The organism is Guptibacillus algicola, from assembly GCF_020171805.1.
In the GTDB taxonomy this organism is placed as follows: Bacteria; Bacillota; Bacilli; order Bacillales; family Guptibacillaceae; genus Guptibacillus; species Guptibacillus algicola.
Map to the genome: position 1 here is coordinate 620,740 of NZ_JAIVAF010000003.1, position 14,199 is coordinate 634,938.

The 14,199-nt window shown below is 40.6% G+C and carries 20 protein-coding genes; 12 read left to right on the forward strand and 8 right to left on the reverse strand.

Annotation, left to right across the window (positions count from 1 at the left end):
* Positions 1-10: 10 nt before the first annotated feature.
* Together LCM09_RS10750 and LCM09_RS10755 are read left to right on the forward strand one after the other, a co-directional pair.
* The gene (locus LCM09_RS10750; RefSeq protein WP_224881454.1) at positions 11-1,444 is read left to right on the forward strand and encodes an ABC transporter ATP-binding protein; all 1,434 of its coding nucleotides are present in this window, start codon (positions 11-13) and stop codon (positions 1,442-1,444) included.
* The gene (locus tag LCM09_RS10755; RefSeq protein WP_224881455.1) at positions 1,428-2,222 is read left to right on the forward strand and encodes an energy-coupling factor transporter transmembrane component T family protein; all 795 of its coding nucleotides are present in this window, start codon (positions 1,428-1,430) and stop codon (positions 2,220-2,222) included. The genes LCM09_RS10750 and LCM09_RS10755 overlap by 17 nt, the downstream gene beginning before the upstream one ends.
* Before the next feature lie 118 nt (positions 2,223-2,340).
* On the opposite strand, the gene LCM09_RS10760 is transcribed toward LCM09_RS10755, so the two are convergent.
* A complete protein-coding gene (locus tag LCM09_RS10760) occupies positions 2,341-2,472 on the reverse strand; it encodes a DUF3941 domain-containing protein (protein WP_224881457.1) in 132 nt (43 codons plus the stop codon).
* A gap of 79 nt (positions 2,473-2,551) precedes the next feature.
* The gene (locus LCM09_RS10765; RefSeq protein WP_224882940.1) at positions 2,552-3,406 is read right to left on the reverse strand and encodes a DegV family protein; all 855 of its coding nucleotides are present in this window, start codon (positions 3,404-3,406) and stop codon (positions 2,552-2,554) included.
* 246 nt (positions 3,407-3,652) lie between these two features.
* On the opposite strand from LCM09_RS10765, the gene LCM09_RS10770 reads away from it, so the two are divergent.
* Positions 3,653-4,492 carry a YitT family protein gene (locus LCM09_RS10770; RefSeq protein WP_224881459.1) on the forward strand — a complete coding sequence of 280 codons (840 nt, stop codon included), beginning with the start codon at positions 3,653-3,655 and terminating at the stop codon, positions 4,490-4,492.
* Between the two features lie 32 nt (positions 4,493-4,524).
* On the opposite strand, the gene LCM09_RS10775 is transcribed toward LCM09_RS10770, so the two are convergent.
* A complete protein-coding gene (locus LCM09_RS10775) occupies positions 4,525-4,785 on the reverse strand; it encodes a NifU N-terminal domain-containing protein (protein WP_224881461.1) in 261 nt (86 codons plus the stop codon).
* A gap of 61 nt (positions 4,786-4,846) precedes the next feature.
* Positions 4,847-5,305 (reverse strand): GNAT family N-acetyltransferase, encoded by a 459-nt coding sequence (locus LCM09_RS10780; protein WP_224881463.1) that lies wholly within the window; start codon positions 5,303-5,305, stop codon positions 4,847-4,849.
* 144 nt (positions 5,306-5,449) lie between these two features.
* Between LCM09_RS10780 and LCM09_RS10785 the strand changes: the two genes are divergently transcribed.
* Together LCM09_RS10785 and LCM09_RS10790 are read left to right on the forward strand one after the other, a co-directional pair.
* Positions 5,450-6,115 (forward strand): Dph6-related ATP pyrophosphatase, encoded by a 666-nt coding sequence (locus LCM09_RS10785; RefSeq protein ID WP_224881465.1) that lies wholly within the window; start codon positions 5,450-5,452, stop codon positions 6,113-6,115.
* Between the two features lie 33 nt (positions 6,116-6,148).
* A complete protein-coding gene (locus LCM09_RS10790) occupies positions 6,149-6,730 on the forward strand; it encodes a GDSL-type esterase/lipase family protein (protein WP_224881467.1) in 582 nt (193 codons plus the stop codon).
* Between the two features lie 45 nt (positions 6,731-6,775).
* Here LCM09_RS10790 and LCM09_RS10795 read toward each other — a convergent pair whose 3' ends face one another.
* From LCM09_RS10795 to LCM09_RS10805, 3 genes are all read right to left on the reverse strand, one after another.
* Entirely contained in the window at positions 6,776-6,994 is a 219-nt protein-coding gene (locus tag LCM09_RS10795) for a DUF3813 domain-containing protein (protein WP_224881469.1), read from the reverse strand.
* On the reverse strand, positions 6,995-7,141 hold the full coding sequence (locus LCM09_RS10800) for a hypothetical protein (RefSeq protein ID WP_224881471.1): 147 nt from the start codon (positions 7,139-7,141) through the stop codon (positions 6,995-6,997).
* An 89-nt stretch (positions 7,142-7,230) separates the two neighbouring features.
* Positions 7,231-8,070 carry a Cof-type HAD-IIB family hydrolase gene (locus LCM09_RS10805; RefSeq protein WP_224881473.1) on the reverse strand — a complete coding sequence of 280 codons (840 nt, stop codon included), beginning with the start codon at positions 8,068-8,070 and terminating at the stop codon, positions 7,231-7,233.
* A gap of 187 nt (positions 8,071-8,257) precedes the next feature.
* Between LCM09_RS10805 and LCM09_RS10810 the strand changes: the two genes are divergently transcribed.
* The 3 genes from LCM09_RS10810 (at position 8,258) to LCM09_RS10820 (ending at position 9,861) form a co-directional block, all read left to right on the forward strand.
* Positions 8,258-8,578 carry a hypothetical protein gene (locus tag LCM09_RS10810; protein WP_224881475.1) on the forward strand — a complete coding sequence of 107 codons (321 nt, stop codon included), beginning with the start codon at positions 8,258-8,260 and terminating at the stop codon, positions 8,576-8,578.
* Between the two features lie 122 nt (positions 8,579-8,700).
* Complete coding sequence (locus LCM09_RS10815; RefSeq protein ID WP_224881477.1) at positions 8,701-9,468, forward strand: alpha/beta fold hydrolase; 768 nt, start codon at positions 8,701-8,703, stop codon at positions 9,466-9,468.
* 78 nt (positions 9,469-9,546) lie between these two features.
* Complete coding sequence (locus LCM09_RS10820) at positions 9,547-9,861, forward strand: metal-sulfur cluster assembly factor (protein ID WP_224881479.1); 315 nt, start codon at positions 9,547-9,549, stop codon at positions 9,859-9,861.
* 39 nt (positions 9,862-9,900) lie between these two features.
* Here the strand turns inward: LCM09_RS10820 and LCM09_RS10825 are convergent, their stop codons facing one another.
* On the reverse strand, positions 9,901-11,574 hold the full coding sequence (locus LCM09_RS10825; RefSeq protein ID WP_224881480.1) for a LysM peptidoglycan-binding domain-containing protein: 1,674 nt from the start codon (positions 11,572-11,574) through the stop codon (positions 9,901-9,903).
* A 146-nt stretch (positions 11,575-11,720) separates the two neighbouring features.
* Between LCM09_RS10825 and LCM09_RS10830 the strand changes: the two genes are divergently transcribed.
* From LCM09_RS10830 to moaD, 4 genes are read left to right on the forward strand one after another with little or no spacing between them, the layout of a single operon-like run.
* Entirely contained in the window at positions 11,721-12,980 is a 1,260-nt protein-coding gene (locus LCM09_RS10830) for a molybdopterin molybdotransferase MoeA (RefSeq protein ID WP_224882942.1), read from the forward strand.
* Positions 12,977-13,483, forward strand: coding sequence for a molybdopterin-guanine dinucleotide biosynthesis protein B (gene mobB / locus LCM09_RS10835; protein ID WP_224881482.1), 507 nt, complete (start codon positions 12,977-12,979; stop codon positions 13,481-13,483). Before LCM09_RS10830 ends, mobB begins: the two co-directional genes overlap by 4 nt.
* Positions 13,470-13,928 carry a molybdenum cofactor biosynthesis protein MoaE gene (locus LCM09_RS10840; protein WP_224881484.1) on the forward strand — a complete coding sequence of 153 codons (459 nt, stop codon included), beginning with the start codon at positions 13,470-13,472 and terminating at the stop codon, positions 13,926-13,928. Before mobB ends, LCM09_RS10840 begins: the two co-directional genes overlap by 14 nt.
* Positions 13,928-14,164: a molybdopterin converting factor subunit 1 gene (gene moaD / locus LCM09_RS10845; protein WP_224881486.1), complete on the forward strand. Its 237-nt coding sequence runs from the start codon at positions 13,928-13,930 to the stop codon at positions 14,162-14,164. The genes LCM09_RS10840 and moaD overlap by 1 nt, the downstream gene beginning before the upstream one ends.
* Positions 14,165-14,199: the final 35 nt, after the last annotated feature.

Here is a 14,199-nt window from a genome sequence, read left to right on the forward strand (position 1 = left end):
GAGGAGTTTTATGAAAGTCGGAGTCACAAACTTAAGAGTGAAATATTCGGGTTCATCCGAGTTACTCTTCAATGACCTTTCTCTTCAGATCCAGAAGGGTGAAAAAGTGTTGTTACTAGGACCGAGCGGATGTGGTAAATCAACGCTTCTTCAAGTGTTATCGGGACTTATTCCAAGTGCGGTACCAGTACCAATGAAAGTGGAAGAAAACGTGATCGCTGAGTCGGCTGGATATGTATTTCAAGACCCTGATGCTCAGTTTTGTATGCCTTATGTTGATGAAGAAATGGCATTTGTTCTTGAGAACCGCGGCATTTCACGAGAAGACATGGACGGTTTAATCCAGATGTATCTTCATAAAGTGGGGTTGCACTTTGAAAACGCGCATGTAGAAATTTCGTCGCTCTCGCAAGGAATGAAGCAAAGACTTGCAATTGCTTCCGTTCTTTCTTTAGAGCCAGATGTGCTTTACCTTGATGAACCAACTGCGCTCCTTGACCCAGAGGGGACCACTGACGTTTGGGAAACAATCAAACGAATCGATGAAAACCAAACGATGGTCATCGTTGAGCACAAAGTTGATACTGTTATCGATTTTGTACACCGTGTAGTTCTTTTCGACGAGAATGGCAACATCATCGCAGATGCTGATCCTGAGACGATCCTTTCTTTTTACAAACATAAGATGAAGGAATATGGAATATGGTATCCAGGTGTGTGGGATGAACATAAAGAAGAACTCACCCTTAAGAGGAGTTCAAACCAATCTAACTCTGTCGTAACTGTAGAAGACCTAAAGGGATATAGAGGAAAGAACTGTATGATCACATTACCTGAATTAGAGATATGTGAAGGGGAGTGGATCGTCGTAACGGGAGAGAATGGAGCGGGAAAAAGCTCTTTGCTTCTTAGCATGATGAACGTGTTGAAAACGACAGGCCAAGTATGTGTGAATGGAAAAAAGCTTCGATCTATTGAAGAAGCAAGAGAAGAGCTCGCGTTTGTTTTTCAAAATCCGGAGTTTCAGTTTGTTACACATTCAGTGTACGATGAGTTAGCTTACTCCATAACAGATCATGTTCACGAAAAAGTAACGAACTGGCTTACAGAGTACGATTTATTACACCTGCAAGATCAGCATCCTTACCAACTTTCAACCGGTCAGAAACGAAAGCTTAGCGTCGGAACAGCGCTATTTGGTGATCAGAGAGTGTTGTTGTTAGATGAACCAACGTTTGGCCAGGATGCGAAGAACACATTTAAACTGTTGCAGTACTTTGAAGAATTAAGGTCAAAGGGCACGATCATTTTGATGGTCACTCATGATCCTAACATTGTCAAAACGTACGCGACGAGAGAGTGGGTTATTTCTAAAGGAGCGTTGATGTGTGATCGTAGACTAAACAGTCGAGAGGAGGAGATCGTTCATGCAGTGGACTCTTAATTATGAAGAAACTTGGTTGCATAGAATGAATCCTGCATTCAAGCTAGTCTTTTTCCTCGTTTTGTTTCTAGGACTGTTGTTTATTCATAATCCGAATGTAATCACATATGTTACGTTCATACCACTCGTCCTTGTTGCTTTTTATACAGGACATAAAAGAAAGCTATTACTCATCTTGATGATCCCGTTTCTTCTTTTGTTTTTTTCTAGCGCTTCAAGTATGATCTTCTTCGGACAAGGAACGACAACATGGTGGAAGTGGGGGCTTATTCATATAACGGAAGAGAGCTTTTATAGAGGACTCCACATCGGGTTTAGAGCATTGAACTTTGCATTACTCGGTTTGATATTCGCACTTACTACGAGGCCAGTCCTGCTGTTTTATTCTCTCACTCAGCAGCTTCACGTGCCTCCTCGGTTCGCATATAGCTTTATGGCAGCTGTTCGTATACTACCGATGATGGTCGAAGAGTTCCAACAGCTCAAAACGGCTCTCCTTGTTAGAGGTATAAAGAAGGAGAAAGGAATTAAAAGAGTAACCCAAACGATTAAATTGTACGCTGTACCTTTACTTTCTCAAAGTATCCGACGCGCACACAGAATAGCGGTAGCGATGGAATCGAAGCAGTTCCATAATGGGGAGCGAACGTATTATTACAATACGCGACTCTCAAAATTTGACCTGTTTTTTGTGATGTACGTTATTTTTGGAGTAGGTGTGACGATGTGGCTTGGCTTAGAGTTCCCAACCTATGCAATTACGGATGTTAGAAAGTAACTAATCTTGAACTGCCGAGAAGTCTGTCGGCAGTTCTATTTTATGTTTACAGCTAATTTACTGCAGTGGAAAAAGCTACCCAATAAATAAGAAGACTGGAAATCCAGCCTTCTCTATTTTATAGATGATCACTGCTTTTTGAGTATTGATGTTTCCCTTGTTCTCGGTTCTTTTCCTTTTGATCATTCTTAAGCATTCGCTTCGCGTTATGATCCACTGGCTTCTTATTATTGTCTTTTGTGTTAGACATAAAAGACCTCCCTGTACCCTTAGTTTAGTTCACTACTTTTAGGGTACACAGTTGTGGGAGATACTATGTAGCATACTATTTACTTATTTAGGAAAAATAATGCAAGTGTACCAGGACCGGAGTGAGAACCGATCGTAGCTCCAACTTCAGTGATGATGAAATCTTGGCCACCGTACTTTTCTTGAATGGCTTCTTTTAGCTTTTCTGCACTTTCAAGGTCATCACCATGGGAGATTCCGATTAGCTGTGACTGCAGGTTAACGCCGCGTTCTTCCATGATTTCAACCATACGCTTATACACTTTGTTTTTCCCGCGGACTTTTTCAATCGGTACAAGTTTTCCATCTTCAACATGGAGAATGGGTTTGATCTTAAGCATTCCTCCGAAGAATGCAGAAGCTTTACTGACTCTGCCACCTCGCTGTAGGAAATCGAGATCGTCAACTGTGAAGATGTGTTCCATATGTTCGATGTAAGAGTCCTTCAGGCTATCGAGTATCTCTTCAACGCTTTTCCCTTGTTCAGCAAGCTTTGAAGCGTGAATCGCCATTAACCCGTAGCCAAGTGATGCGCCTCTTGAATCAACGACTTCCATCTGTACGTCTGGAAATTCTTCTTGAACTTCATTCTTGATGACTGCAGCTGATTGGAATGTACCGGATATTTCAGATGAAAGACCAATGTAGATGAAAGGCTGTCCTTCTTTTGCGAACTTTGTAAACGTTTCTTTAATACGAGCAGGGGGGATTTGGGATGTTTTCGCTAATCTTCCTTCTCGTAACGCGGTGTATAACGCTTTGGACTGGATTTCTTCTCGGTCGTAATATTCTTTCTCTTCAAGAATGACGATAAGAGGCATGATCTCAAGATTATGTTTTTGCACTAATTCCTCTGGAAGATCAGAGGCGCTGTCGGTTATAATTTGTACATTCATGAACAACCGTCCTTTCTTCATTATAATGCTGGCTAGTTTCTTAAAGTTTATCCCTACAATAACTTAAAATCAATGATTATATCGTAAAGATGGGTCCGAGAGACCTTTTCTTTATAAGAATTTTTTTATAGGAACATTTGTGGTTGTCGAACCTTGCCGAAAGCCTTACAATAAAGGTCTTGCTAACTAATTTTATTACATCGTCCTTTTTATTAAGAAGAGGCTGTCAAAGAAAAGGGTGTTATTATGGAAATCATCAAAAAAATTATTATCATTTTGTTAGGAGCCATTTTAGGAGCGGTTTCTCTAAATTTATTTCTAATCCCAGCGAACGTATACGCTAGTGGTTTTACCGGTATGGCGCAGCTACTCTCTAGTGTACTAAATGATTATACGCCAATTCATGTATCAACTGGTATCTTGCTATTCTTATTAAATATTCCAGTTGGGATCTTAGGGTGGAAGAAGGTAGGGAAAGCCTTCACACTTTACAGTTTGATCAGTGTTGGTCTTACTACGTTCTTTCTTGAAGTTATTCCGGTTCAAGCTCTTTCAGAAGATATCCTTTTAAACGCTGTGTTCGGAGGGGCGCTTGCTGCGATTGGAATTGGATTCACGTTAAAGTGGGGGGCTTCAACTGGAGGTATGGATATCGTTGCAATGATCCTCTCTAGGATGAAGGACCGCCCGATCGGTACGTATTTTTTCAGTTTGAACGCATTGATTATCTTAACTGCTGGAATGCTCTATGGTTGGGAAAAAGCATTGTACACACTCGTGACGCTGTATGTTTCTTCTCGTGTTATCGATGTCATTCATACTCGTCATGAGAAGCTAACAGCGATGATCGTTACATCTAAAGGAGATGCTCTTCAAAAAGCGATTCATGACAGACTTGTTCGAGGAATGACAAAGTTACCTGCGAAAGGTGCTTACAGAGGAGAAGATAAAGAAATGCTTATGATGGTTGTGACGCGTTATGAGCTTTATGACCTTGAACATATCATCAATGAAATTGATCCACATGCCTTTACGAATATCGTAAATACTGCAGGTATCTTTGGCTTCTTTAGAAAAGATGACTAAATAAAATTCCCCGGGGATACCGGGGAATTTCTTTATGCGTTATTTGTGATGATTTCTTTAACTTCTGGGAGCAAGCTGTCCCATTCTGCTTCAGGCATCTTGTTAATCGTGATGAAATCCTGATAGCCAAATACGTTGTCGACACCTTCTAATTTCAGTAGTTCTGCTGCTACTGCATGGTCAGGGGTATCATTTTTTTTGAAAGAATGGCTGGATGAACCTTCGAAAAGATTCTTGTCAGCTGTAATCTTAATCGCATTTGGGTTAGGTGTGTGATCTACTCGTAGTTGCATATTGAAGCCTCCTTTCTTAACTCCTACTAGTGTACCAAAATTATCTCTTGGCATAAATCAATTATGATGAGAAAGTGAATCCGTAGCGCTTCGAAATAATATCGTGGAACCCAAGTGAATTATAAAGATGTTTCGTAACAGCATTATTTATTCCGGTTTCAAGTTCAATTCCCTTGATTCCTTCTCGCTCAGCCCAATAAATAACATGTAACAAAAGTCTTCTCCCAATCCCTTGATTTCTTGCTTCTGGGTCTACAAACAATTCGTTCAACCATATATAAGGGCCGCCATTCGCGACGCTAACTCCAATATTAAAGAACGCCACTCCAAGAATATCACCATCATCTTCAGCAACTACAATTCTTGAAGCGGTTTCTTCGCTGGTTGCAAGCTTTGCTCCTGAGATTAATTTCTCATAACTTCCTTCGTGATCAGAATGTGTGATCTGCTTCATAAGTAATTTTGCTACTTTATCGATCACATCATCCTCGACCTGACTAGACAACTGGTATACGTTCATTCCCGTTCCACCTCCGTGATAATTGTTTCGACTTTTTGCATATCGAACCCTTTTTAAATTAAATTAATATTATTACGAATAAATTCTAAATAATTGAAACATTATGGCATTCTCGTTCGTCTATATAGGAGAGAGGAGAATGAAATGATGAATCTTCTTTTTTCTTGGAGCTCCGGAAAGGATAGCGCTCTAGCTCTCCATGACTTACTTACAAACGATGAAGTCGACATCGCTGGACTTTGGACAACTGTCACAGTCCCTCACGATCGGATTTCATTTCATGGTGTAAGTGTAAGTTTGCTTAAGAAGCAAGCAGAAGCGTTACAAATTCCGCTAACGATAACAAATCTACCAGATAAATGCTCAAACAACCAGTATGAATTGGTGATGAGAGAGTCTTATCACCAATTTATTGAAAACGAAATTGAAGGTATTGCTTTTGCTGACTTATATGTAGAAGAGATCCGTGAGTATCGCGAACAGCATTTAAAGAAAAGCGGCCTAAAGGGTGTGTTCCCGTTGTGGCAAAATTCAACCATAGATACTGCAGAACGCTTTATCGATAGCGGATTTAAAGCAGTTATTACAACAGTTGATGAAACGGAGATCGATCCTTGTTGGCTAGGGAGACAGTATGATCGTCATTTTCTTAAAAGCCTTCGTGATGAAGTAGACCCTTGTGGCGAGAATGGAGAATTTCATACGTTTGTATATGATGGACCGATTTTTACATGTCCTGTGCAATTTACGATAGAAGGCACAGAAGAAAGGCATCCATACATAACTGCACTACTTCAAAAGAAAGTATAGTGTCGAAGTTCAGTATAGAAAGGGGCGATATCATTGCCAGTACTCGTCTGTTTTGGAGACTGCTTAACAGCAAAAGAAGTTGATGAGAAGGGGAATGAACGGTTAACTTCTCTTATTAGAAACCAACTCGAGGAGTGGATCGTCATAAATGCAGGGTCTTCGCCAACTACAAGAGAAGGTGTTTCACGATTTCAGACTGATGTTTTAAGCTATCAACCTGATTTTGTAACGATTCTCTTTGGAACTCAGGAAGCGTGCTTGAATCATGAAAACAATCTTTCGGAATTTGAGAAAAATATTGGTTACATGTTGAACAATTTACCACAAGAGCGGGTCATCTTGATTTCACCGTCTCCTATAAGAGATGAAGAAAATACGTCCTTCACAAACCATAAGATCGAAGGGTATGCTGATCGGGTTAAACACCTCTCAAAGAAGTTTGATACAAAGCACATCGATTTATGGTCGATCATCAAACATCACAAATCACAAGAGTCTCTTTATGAGAATGATGGTGTTCAGTTAAACAGGAAAGGGTACAAGCTCATCACGAAAGAACTCTTCAAAGCATTGGGTGTGAAATCTTCCTTTAGACGAGCATTGAAATTATTTTAACGTTGAAAACCCGGCCTGCGCCGGGTTTTTTGGATGGTATCCAATTTAAAAGGGTTTGTTGGAAGATTCTTGACTAAGGTCTTGAATGGTTTGTTGGTACGCAGTAAGCTGTTCTTTTTCTGCAGAATTGGATTGATGGAAGGCAGCTGATAAATTGTTCTTCGCTACTTCAATTTGTTGCTGGAGGCCTTGTTGACCGGTTGATGCCAGTTGTTCAGCATTTTCAACAGCCTCTCTTGCTAGCTGAAAGTATCGGTTACCCATTTACTCACCACCCGATAGACGTTCTTGTTCTACCTTTTTACGCTCTTGACTACTCATGCTCGTCAAATCACGTTGATCCATATTCGAGACAGCGCGATCTGCTCCTTCTCTTGCCATTCGCTGTTTTTGTTTACTGTTCTTACCCAAAAGAAATCCCTCCCTTTGATAGTAGGATGAGTCCCTTAGGTCGTTATTATTCAATGTAAAAATACTTAAATAAACGAAAAAAAGACAGCTTATGATAGCTGTCCTGTTCGTGGTAAAGATAAGTTAAGTCGTTCTTCAAGGTATACTGCAATTCCGTCCTCTTCATTTGTAAGAGTGATCTCATTTGCGATATTTTTTAATGGATCAATCGCATTCCCCATCGCAACTCCTGTACCAGCATATTCGATCATCTCAAGGTCGTTATCTTCATCACCGAAGGCAATGACGCGATCTTGAGGTACATTGAAGTGTTCAGCAAGACGACGGAGGCCAACGGCTTTATTTAATCCGATTTTCACTATCTCGATGACATTCCACGGAGCAGCCCAAACACGGTGCTCGATTGTTTCAGCATGGTGTTTGTGTAAGGTGTCTCTTAAGTCTGACAACTGCTCATCGTGCGGAAGTATCAATAGTGACGTTGGATCGTGATTTAAGTTCTTATGGATTTCTCCAGTTATGATGGATGATTCCTTCATAATCATACTTTGAAGGATCTGATCATCATGTTTGTGCAGATACACATCATCCATTACTTCAGCCATAATGTTCTTTACATTAATTTCGTTACAAGAATTAACGATCGAATGCGCTGTTTGCAAATCAAGCGGTGTGTGATAAGTACCGAATGATCGATCGAGTGGGTGATGCACAAATGCTCCATTAAAGTTAATCATAGGGCTATCAAGGGATAGCTCATCATAATAACGTGAGCTTGCTCGAAACGGTCTACCCGTTGCGATCGCAACGTGATGGCCCTGTTTACGGGCTTCGTCGATAGCCGCCTTAGAGCGTTCAGAAATATTTTTTTCTCCGTTTAACAACGTTCCATCAAGATCAATGGCGATAAGATGCGGTTTAGTTGTCATAGAAGCTCCTTTGAAAAGTGTCATTAGTTTAAGCCTTGGCTATACTGAACATTGTACAATGCTCGAAAACAAGTGTCTAACGATATTACATTATTTACAAAAAAGTTAAAAAGAAGGTTCTGTCCGTTTGAGAATAGAATAACTAGGGTAAACCATTATTAACATTCTATTGGAGGTGCAGTCGATTATGACGAAAAAACAAACGTTACTCATTTCAAGCATTGCAGCTGCTAGCACAATCGGCATTTCTTCTTATTTATTGAAAGATCCAGAGAAGAGAGAGAAGTTGAAAACGAAAGCGAACGACATTCGCCATCAAGTCTCAAAGAAATTTAGTGATGGCCTACCTCTAGAAAAGGCAGGAAATCCAACACCTCCTGATAAATCAGACGATAGTGGAGATAGCAAGATGGTTTACGAAGGATCTCAGTTCCCAACTCAGTACTATAACAAGCTAGAAAATATGAAATCGGTTGAAAAGAGCAACGAAACTCAAGTCAATAAGTAAGAATGAACATGCAGGCTTTAACTCGCCTGCATGTTTTTTAATAGTTTGAGGTGATCTAAATTTACTAATGCTTTCCTTGAATGGTACGATTAGAGTAGATGAATGTAAAAGGGGCTATGTACATGATCACGATTGAAAATGAGTTAATGGAAAATATTCCAGTTTTACATGTAGTCGAGGGGAACCTTGCTGAAGAGAAGTTACCGTTAGTTATGTTTCAGCATGGTTTTACTAGTGCAAAAGAGCATAATCTTCATATCGCGTACCTACTTGCTGAAGAAGGATTCCGTGTTGTATTACCGGATGCCGTCCATCATGGTGAGCGTGAGAAGAACCTTTCTGAGGAAAAGCGACAATATGTGTTTTGGGATATCGTTATTCAAAGCTTGAATGAACTTGATTATATAAGACAGCATCTAATCAGTCGTAATCTTGTACAAGAAGATCGAATCGGTATGTCTGGGACGTCGATGGGTGGAATTCTTACATTTGGATCCTTAACTCAATATCCTTGGATTAAAGCGGCTGTATCCTTAATGGGTTCACCATCCTACTTCAAGCTTGCTAATGCTCAAATTCATTACTTGAAAGAAGAAGGGTTCAGTCTTCCTATTTCAGAAGAAGAAATGAAAAGGCAAATAGAGGGGTTACAGGAATATGACCTATCACTAAAAGAAGAAGCGTTGAACGGCCGTCCACTACTGATGTGGCATAGTACAGTCGACAAAGTTGTTCCTTATACACTTACTTATGATTTCTACCATCAAATCAAATCCCACTATGAAGGGAACGAAGAGAACTTAAGGTTTGTGAAAGACGAGACGTCTGGTCACAAAGTTTCACGCGAAGCAGTACTTGAACTCGTGGAATGGTTTAAGACTCATTTGTAGGAATCAGTGCTTTTCGGTTTAAGTTAAAACTCAGTTTGTTATAATAGTAAGTGGAAGACGAATGAAAGGAGAAATAACATGGCTGCAGATCAAGCAACGAAAGATAAATTGATGGAAGCTCTTGAGAACGTAATCGATCCTGAGTTAGGTATCGATATTGTAAATTTAGGGCTTGTCTATGAAGTAGACCTAGATGAAACTGGTAAAGCGGAAGTTAAGATGACGCTAACTGCAATGGGATGCCCACTTGCAGGAACGATCGTTAATGATGTGAAGCGTTGTCTATCAGACGTTGAAGAAGTAAATGACGCTGAGGTTGATATCGTATGGAATCCACCTTGGACAAAAGACAAGATGTCTCGTTATGCAAAGATTGCACTAGGTATCTCATAATTACACCAAAAAAGGAAGAGGGCGAACCTCTTCCTTTTTTTACTCTGTTCTTTCAACAACAACCTCTTCAGAAACCATCTTCCACATCGCAGGGTCTTCCATACCAAGCCTCCATAGTGCGACACCCTGTATTCCGAGTTGATCCGCAAGGTTGATTTTTGCCCTTATGCTTTCTTCGTTTTCAAACCATACCTCGTGTTTGCTGCCTTCCTCGTCGGTATAAGCGAAGTAAGGTGTCTTTCGTTCCTCATCAAATTTAACTTCAGCTTTGTATTTCTTCTTTAATTTCATTGCCATATCGTATGTGACATACGTGCTTTTATCTTTATCTAAATTAAAGTCAAATCCAAAAACAGAAACGGCTGCGACGAGTTTCTCTTTAGGAATCCTCGTTTTGGCATATTTCATCACCTTATCCATCCATCCTGCAGTTACCGCTGGTCCAGCAGGACTTCCTGGCCAACCGAACTCGTTATAGAGCATAACGATGAATTGATCAACAGAGCTACCAATCGCAGCATAATCAAATGGATCAGAGAAAGGGTTAACTGGTTCATCAGATGCGCGTGAAGGAACACTTGCCGAGAAAAAGTAGCCCTTTTTACGCATTTCTTCACCGATCGTCTTATATAAAAGCGATAGTTTTTCTGAATCTTCTATATACACATCCTCAATATCGATATCGACACCATCAAAATTATACTTTTCGACGAGTTTTACAAGGTTTAAAGCAAAAGCTCTTCTGTTTTCTTCGCTTGATACAAGGGTTTGAACAACTTTCTTACTCGGTTCAGTATCTCCCTTTTTATATAAAAGGTTGTGCACAACAGGCATGATTTTGATGTTTTGCTCATGTGCGAGCTGGACGAGTTTCGCGATTTCTTTATCAGTAAATTTCCCAAACTTTTCGATCTTAGTTGGGTTGGCCTGGCTAATCCGAAATAAAAACAGCGCAAGTTGAGATAAAGAAGGGCGGTGTTGAACAAAAGATTGATAAGAAGAAGGAAGCTGTGGACCTTCTTCAAGCGTATAATACCCAATGATTCGAGATACAGGTTTCTCATCTCCATATACTTTAAATTCCACGATACTATCAGAAACCCAACCTTCAGTTCCATCATAAAGCTCTACTTTGTACCAGGTGTCACGTATGCCTTTGACTGCAAGTCTTGCACCGGCTCGCATCTGAGTAATGACGTTATACCCTTTCCCAGGTCCCGTTCTTATATTTGCACGATCGGTTCGCGTGACGACTTCCGTATAAGTGGGGATTTTTAGCTTCTGACCGATTGTTAATGAATCAGCTTCAAGTTCGTTAAGTGTGAGGAGGCTTTTTACCGTTGTGCCGTATTCGTTTGCTATTTGATAAAGACTATCGCCTGCTTTTACCGTATACTCTACACCATAAGAACGATTAGATCCATCGGGGATATTGAGCTGCTGACCAACATAAATAATATTCGTTCTCAGCTGATTTTCTTCTTTGATCTCATCAACGGGAATCTTAAATCTCTCAGCGATCGTTAAGAGCGTATCTCCTCTTTGCACGTGATAAGGTGTGGCGTCAGAGGGGATCCGAAGCATCTGTCCGACATAAATGATATTCGAAGGCAATGCATTATTTTCTTTGATGTCACTTACAGAACGATTGTAATAATCTGCAATTGATAACAACGTATCGCCGGGCTTAACCATATAGTGGTTCATAGGCATATTCATCACTCCTTTCCATTCACATATAAGTTGCATCACTAACAATCTATTCAGAGCAGTGAACAATCATTCGACGTTTATTCTCATGATGCAGTGAGTTCTTTGTTACAATGAAAACAGTTAAAGAAGAAGGGGTGGAGATGAGGATGGTTGAGAGAAGAAAACCACTACCGGTACAAGATGCAATAGACAAAGTAATGCAATTATCTTTCGAGAGTGAAACCGAAATAGTAACACTCAGAGAAAGCGACGGCAGATATCTTGGAGTCGATTTGAAGTCTGATCATGACGTTCCACCATTTGATCGCTCACCATACGATGGTTTCGCAATTCGGGCTGAAGACACAGGTGAAGCAAATCAAGAAAATCCAGTACGATTCAAAGTTATTGAAGAAATCGGTGCAGGAACTGTGGCAAAGAAAACCCTCCACCGTGGCGAGGCGATTCGAATCATGACAGGAGCTCCAATCCCGAATGGCGCAACGGCAGTCATTATGTTTGAACTTGTTCGTGAAGAAGTCAGCGATAACACATCTTATATTTACATAAAGCGCAAGGTTAAAGAGGGAGAAAATATCTCAAAGCAAGGTGAAGATGCTCCAAGAGGGAAGGTGCTCGTCGAGCGTGGCGCATTGGTAACACCAGGCGTAAAAGCCCTCTTAGCAACGTTTGGATATGGAGAGGTTCCAGTTGTTAAGAAACCTGAAGTGGGACTTTTTGCGACAGGTACTGAACTTCTAGACCCTAGTGACGATTTAGAACCAGGAAAGATTCGTAATAGTAACTCTCCAATGATCGAAGGACAAATCAAAGCTGCAGGAGCAAAGCCAAAGTATTATGGAGTTCTTGAAGATGATTTTGAGAAGTGTTTCTCATCAGTGAAACATGCGCTTGACCACGTTGACATCCTTATTACTACGGGGGGAGTGTCTGTTGGAGACTATGATTACATGCCTAGGATCTATGAAAAGTTAGGAGCAACTGTGTTATTTAACAAAGTAGGTATGAGGCCAGGTAGTGTGACGACCGTTGCTGAATGGAATGGGAAGATCTTATTCGGATTATCAGGAAATCCTTCTGCCTGTTTCGTTGGATTTGAGCTATTCGTAAGACCTATTCTAAAGCGCGCTCTTTATTCAAAAACACCTTATCGATTGAAAAGTAAAGCACTTCTTCAAAAAGACTTTCCAAAACCAAATCCTTATACAAGGTTTGTACGGAGTAAAACAGAAGAAGTTGAAGGCCGTATTCATGTAAGTCCCACAGGATTAGACAAATCGGGAAGCGTAACTTCGTTAGTTGAAGCGAATGCACTAACTGTTCTTCCAGGGGGAACGAGAGGTTTTAAAGCAGGAGACGTAGTGGATATCCTCCACTTAAGGGAAGAAGGATCGAGTCATCCATGATGCCAGCGATCTTACAAGTTATTGGTTACCAAAACAGCGGAAAGACCCTTTTCATCGAACGGTTGATTAGCCGTGCTTCTGAAGCTGGAGTCAAGGTAGGTGTGATTAAGCATCATGGCCATGGAAAACCAGATGTGTATGATGATGAGAAGGATACAGGAAGGCATCGTAAAGCAGGTGCAATCGTCACAGGTGTAAGTGGTGATGGCCTTCTTTCCATTCATGCTACGAGTGAACAAGATTGGGAGTTACCACAACTCATAAACCTATATTCCTCGTTTGATCTTGATGTCATTTTGATAGAGGGATTTAAGAATTATCATTATCCACGTGTCATCATGGTAAGAGATCATCAAGATGAAAAGCTTTTAGATAGTACGATGATCAAAGCCGTCATTACACAAGCATCAAACCTTCCAGACATTGAACAAAGTTATACCGAAGCAAACATCGATGACTGCATCGATCATTTATTGGAGGACCTTACAAATGGAGTACTATAAAATCACAACTGAAGAAATCGACGTAAATGAAGTAGTTTTGAGCGTCGTTCATCCTGAAGCTGGTGCGGTGAATACGTTTATTGGAACCGTTCGTGAATTTACAGGGCATAAACAGACGGTTTCTTTACAATATGAAGCATATCCATCAATGGCTGAAAAGCAGCTTCAGCGTATTGGTACTGAAATCAGTAAACGTTGGAATGGTGTAAAAACCTCTATCGTCCATCGAACAGGAAAGCTAGCGATAAGCGATATTGCTGTAGTCATCGCTGTCGCTTCACCACATAGGGCAGAGAGTTACGAAGCAAGTCGATACGCAATCGAACGTATTAAAGAAATCGTACCGATTTGGAAAAAGGAATACTGGGTGGATGGAGAAGAGTGGATTGGCGATCAGCTCGAACAAACATCCTATCCAACAGGTCGACCAAAGGAGGATTCATAATGGTGAAGATTTTATTTTTCGCTGATCAACGAGAGAAAGTTGGGAAAGATGAACTGGAGTTTGAAGGTGAAGGGATGACGGTTCAACATGTGAAAGAATATTTACTTAGGGAATATCCTTCTCTCAAGCTTCATCAAACGATGACTGCAATCAATGAGGAATATGAAGAGGAAGAGAACCGCACTGTAAAAGCAAATGACGTTATCGCTTTCATTCCACCAGTGAGTGGAGGATAAAGAAGAAACACCCAACGCGGGTGTTTTCAGTTTGT

Coding starts and splice junctions, on each gene's coding strand:
- LCM09_RS10795 (WP_224881469.1), bottom strand. CDS start 6,994: ATGGGTAACCGATACTTTCAGCTAGCAAGAGAGGCTGTTGAAAATGCT.
- LCM09_RS10770 (WP_224881459.1), top strand. CDS start 3,653: ATGGAAATCATCAAAAAAATTATTATCATTTTGTTAGGAGCCATTTTA.
- LCM09_RS10755 (WP_224881455.1), top strand. CDS start 1,428: ATGCAGTGGACTCTTAATTATGAAGAAACTTGGTTGCATAGAATGAAT.
- LCM09_RS10780 (WP_224881463.1), bottom strand. CDS start 5,305: ATGAACGTATACCAGTTGTCTAGTCAGGTCGAGGATGATGTGATCGAT.
- mobB (WP_224881482.1), top strand. CDS start 12,977: ATGATGCCAGCGATCTTACAAGTTATTGGTTACCAAAACAGCGGAAAG.
- LCM09_RS10820 (WP_224881479.1), top strand. CDS start 9,547: ATGGCTGCAGATCAAGCAACGAAAGATAAATTGATGGAAGCTCTTGAG.
- LCM09_RS10810 (WP_224881475.1), top strand. CDS start 8,258: ATGACGAAAAAACAAACGTTACTCATTTCAAGCATTGCAGCTGCTAGC.
- moaD (WP_224881486.1), top strand. CDS start 13,928: ATGGTGAAGATTTTATTTTTCGCTGATCAACGAGAGAAAGTTGGGAAA.
- LCM09_RS10765 (WP_224882940.1), bottom strand. CDS start 3,406: ATGAATGTACAAATTATAACCGACAGCGCCTCTGATCTTCCAGAGGAA.
- LCM09_RS10815 (WP_224881477.1), top strand. CDS start 8,701: ATGATCACGATTGAAAATGAGTTAATGGAAAATATTCCAGTTTTACAT.
- LCM09_RS10840 (WP_224881484.1), top strand. CDS start 13,470: ATGGAGTACTATAAAATCACAACTGAAGAAATCGACGTAAATGAAGTA.
- LCM09_RS10830 (WP_224882942.1), top strand. CDS start 11,721: ATGGTTGAGAGAAGAAAACCACTACCGGTACAAGATGCAATAGACAAA.
- LCM09_RS10750 (WP_224881454.1), top strand. CDS start 11: ATGAAAGTCGGAGTCACAAACTTAAGAGTGAAATATTCGGGTTCATCC.
- LCM09_RS10785 (WP_224881465.1), top strand. CDS start 5,450: ATGATGAATCTTCTTTTTTCTTGGAGCTCCGGAAAGGATAGCGCTCTA.
- LCM09_RS10760 (WP_224881457.1), bottom strand. CDS start 2,472: ATGTCTAACACAAAAGACAATAATAAGAAGCCAGTGGATCATAACGCG.
- LCM09_RS10805 (WP_224881473.1), bottom strand. CDS start 8,070: ATGACAACTAAACCGCATCTTATCGCCATTGATCTTGATGGAACGTTG.
- LCM09_RS10775 (WP_224881461.1), bottom strand. CDS start 4,785: ATGCAACTACGAGTAGATCACACACCTAACCCAAATGCGATTAAGATT.
- LCM09_RS10825 (WP_224881480.1), bottom strand. CDS start 11,574: ATGCCTATGAACCACTATATGGTTAAGCCCGGCGATACGTTGTTATCA.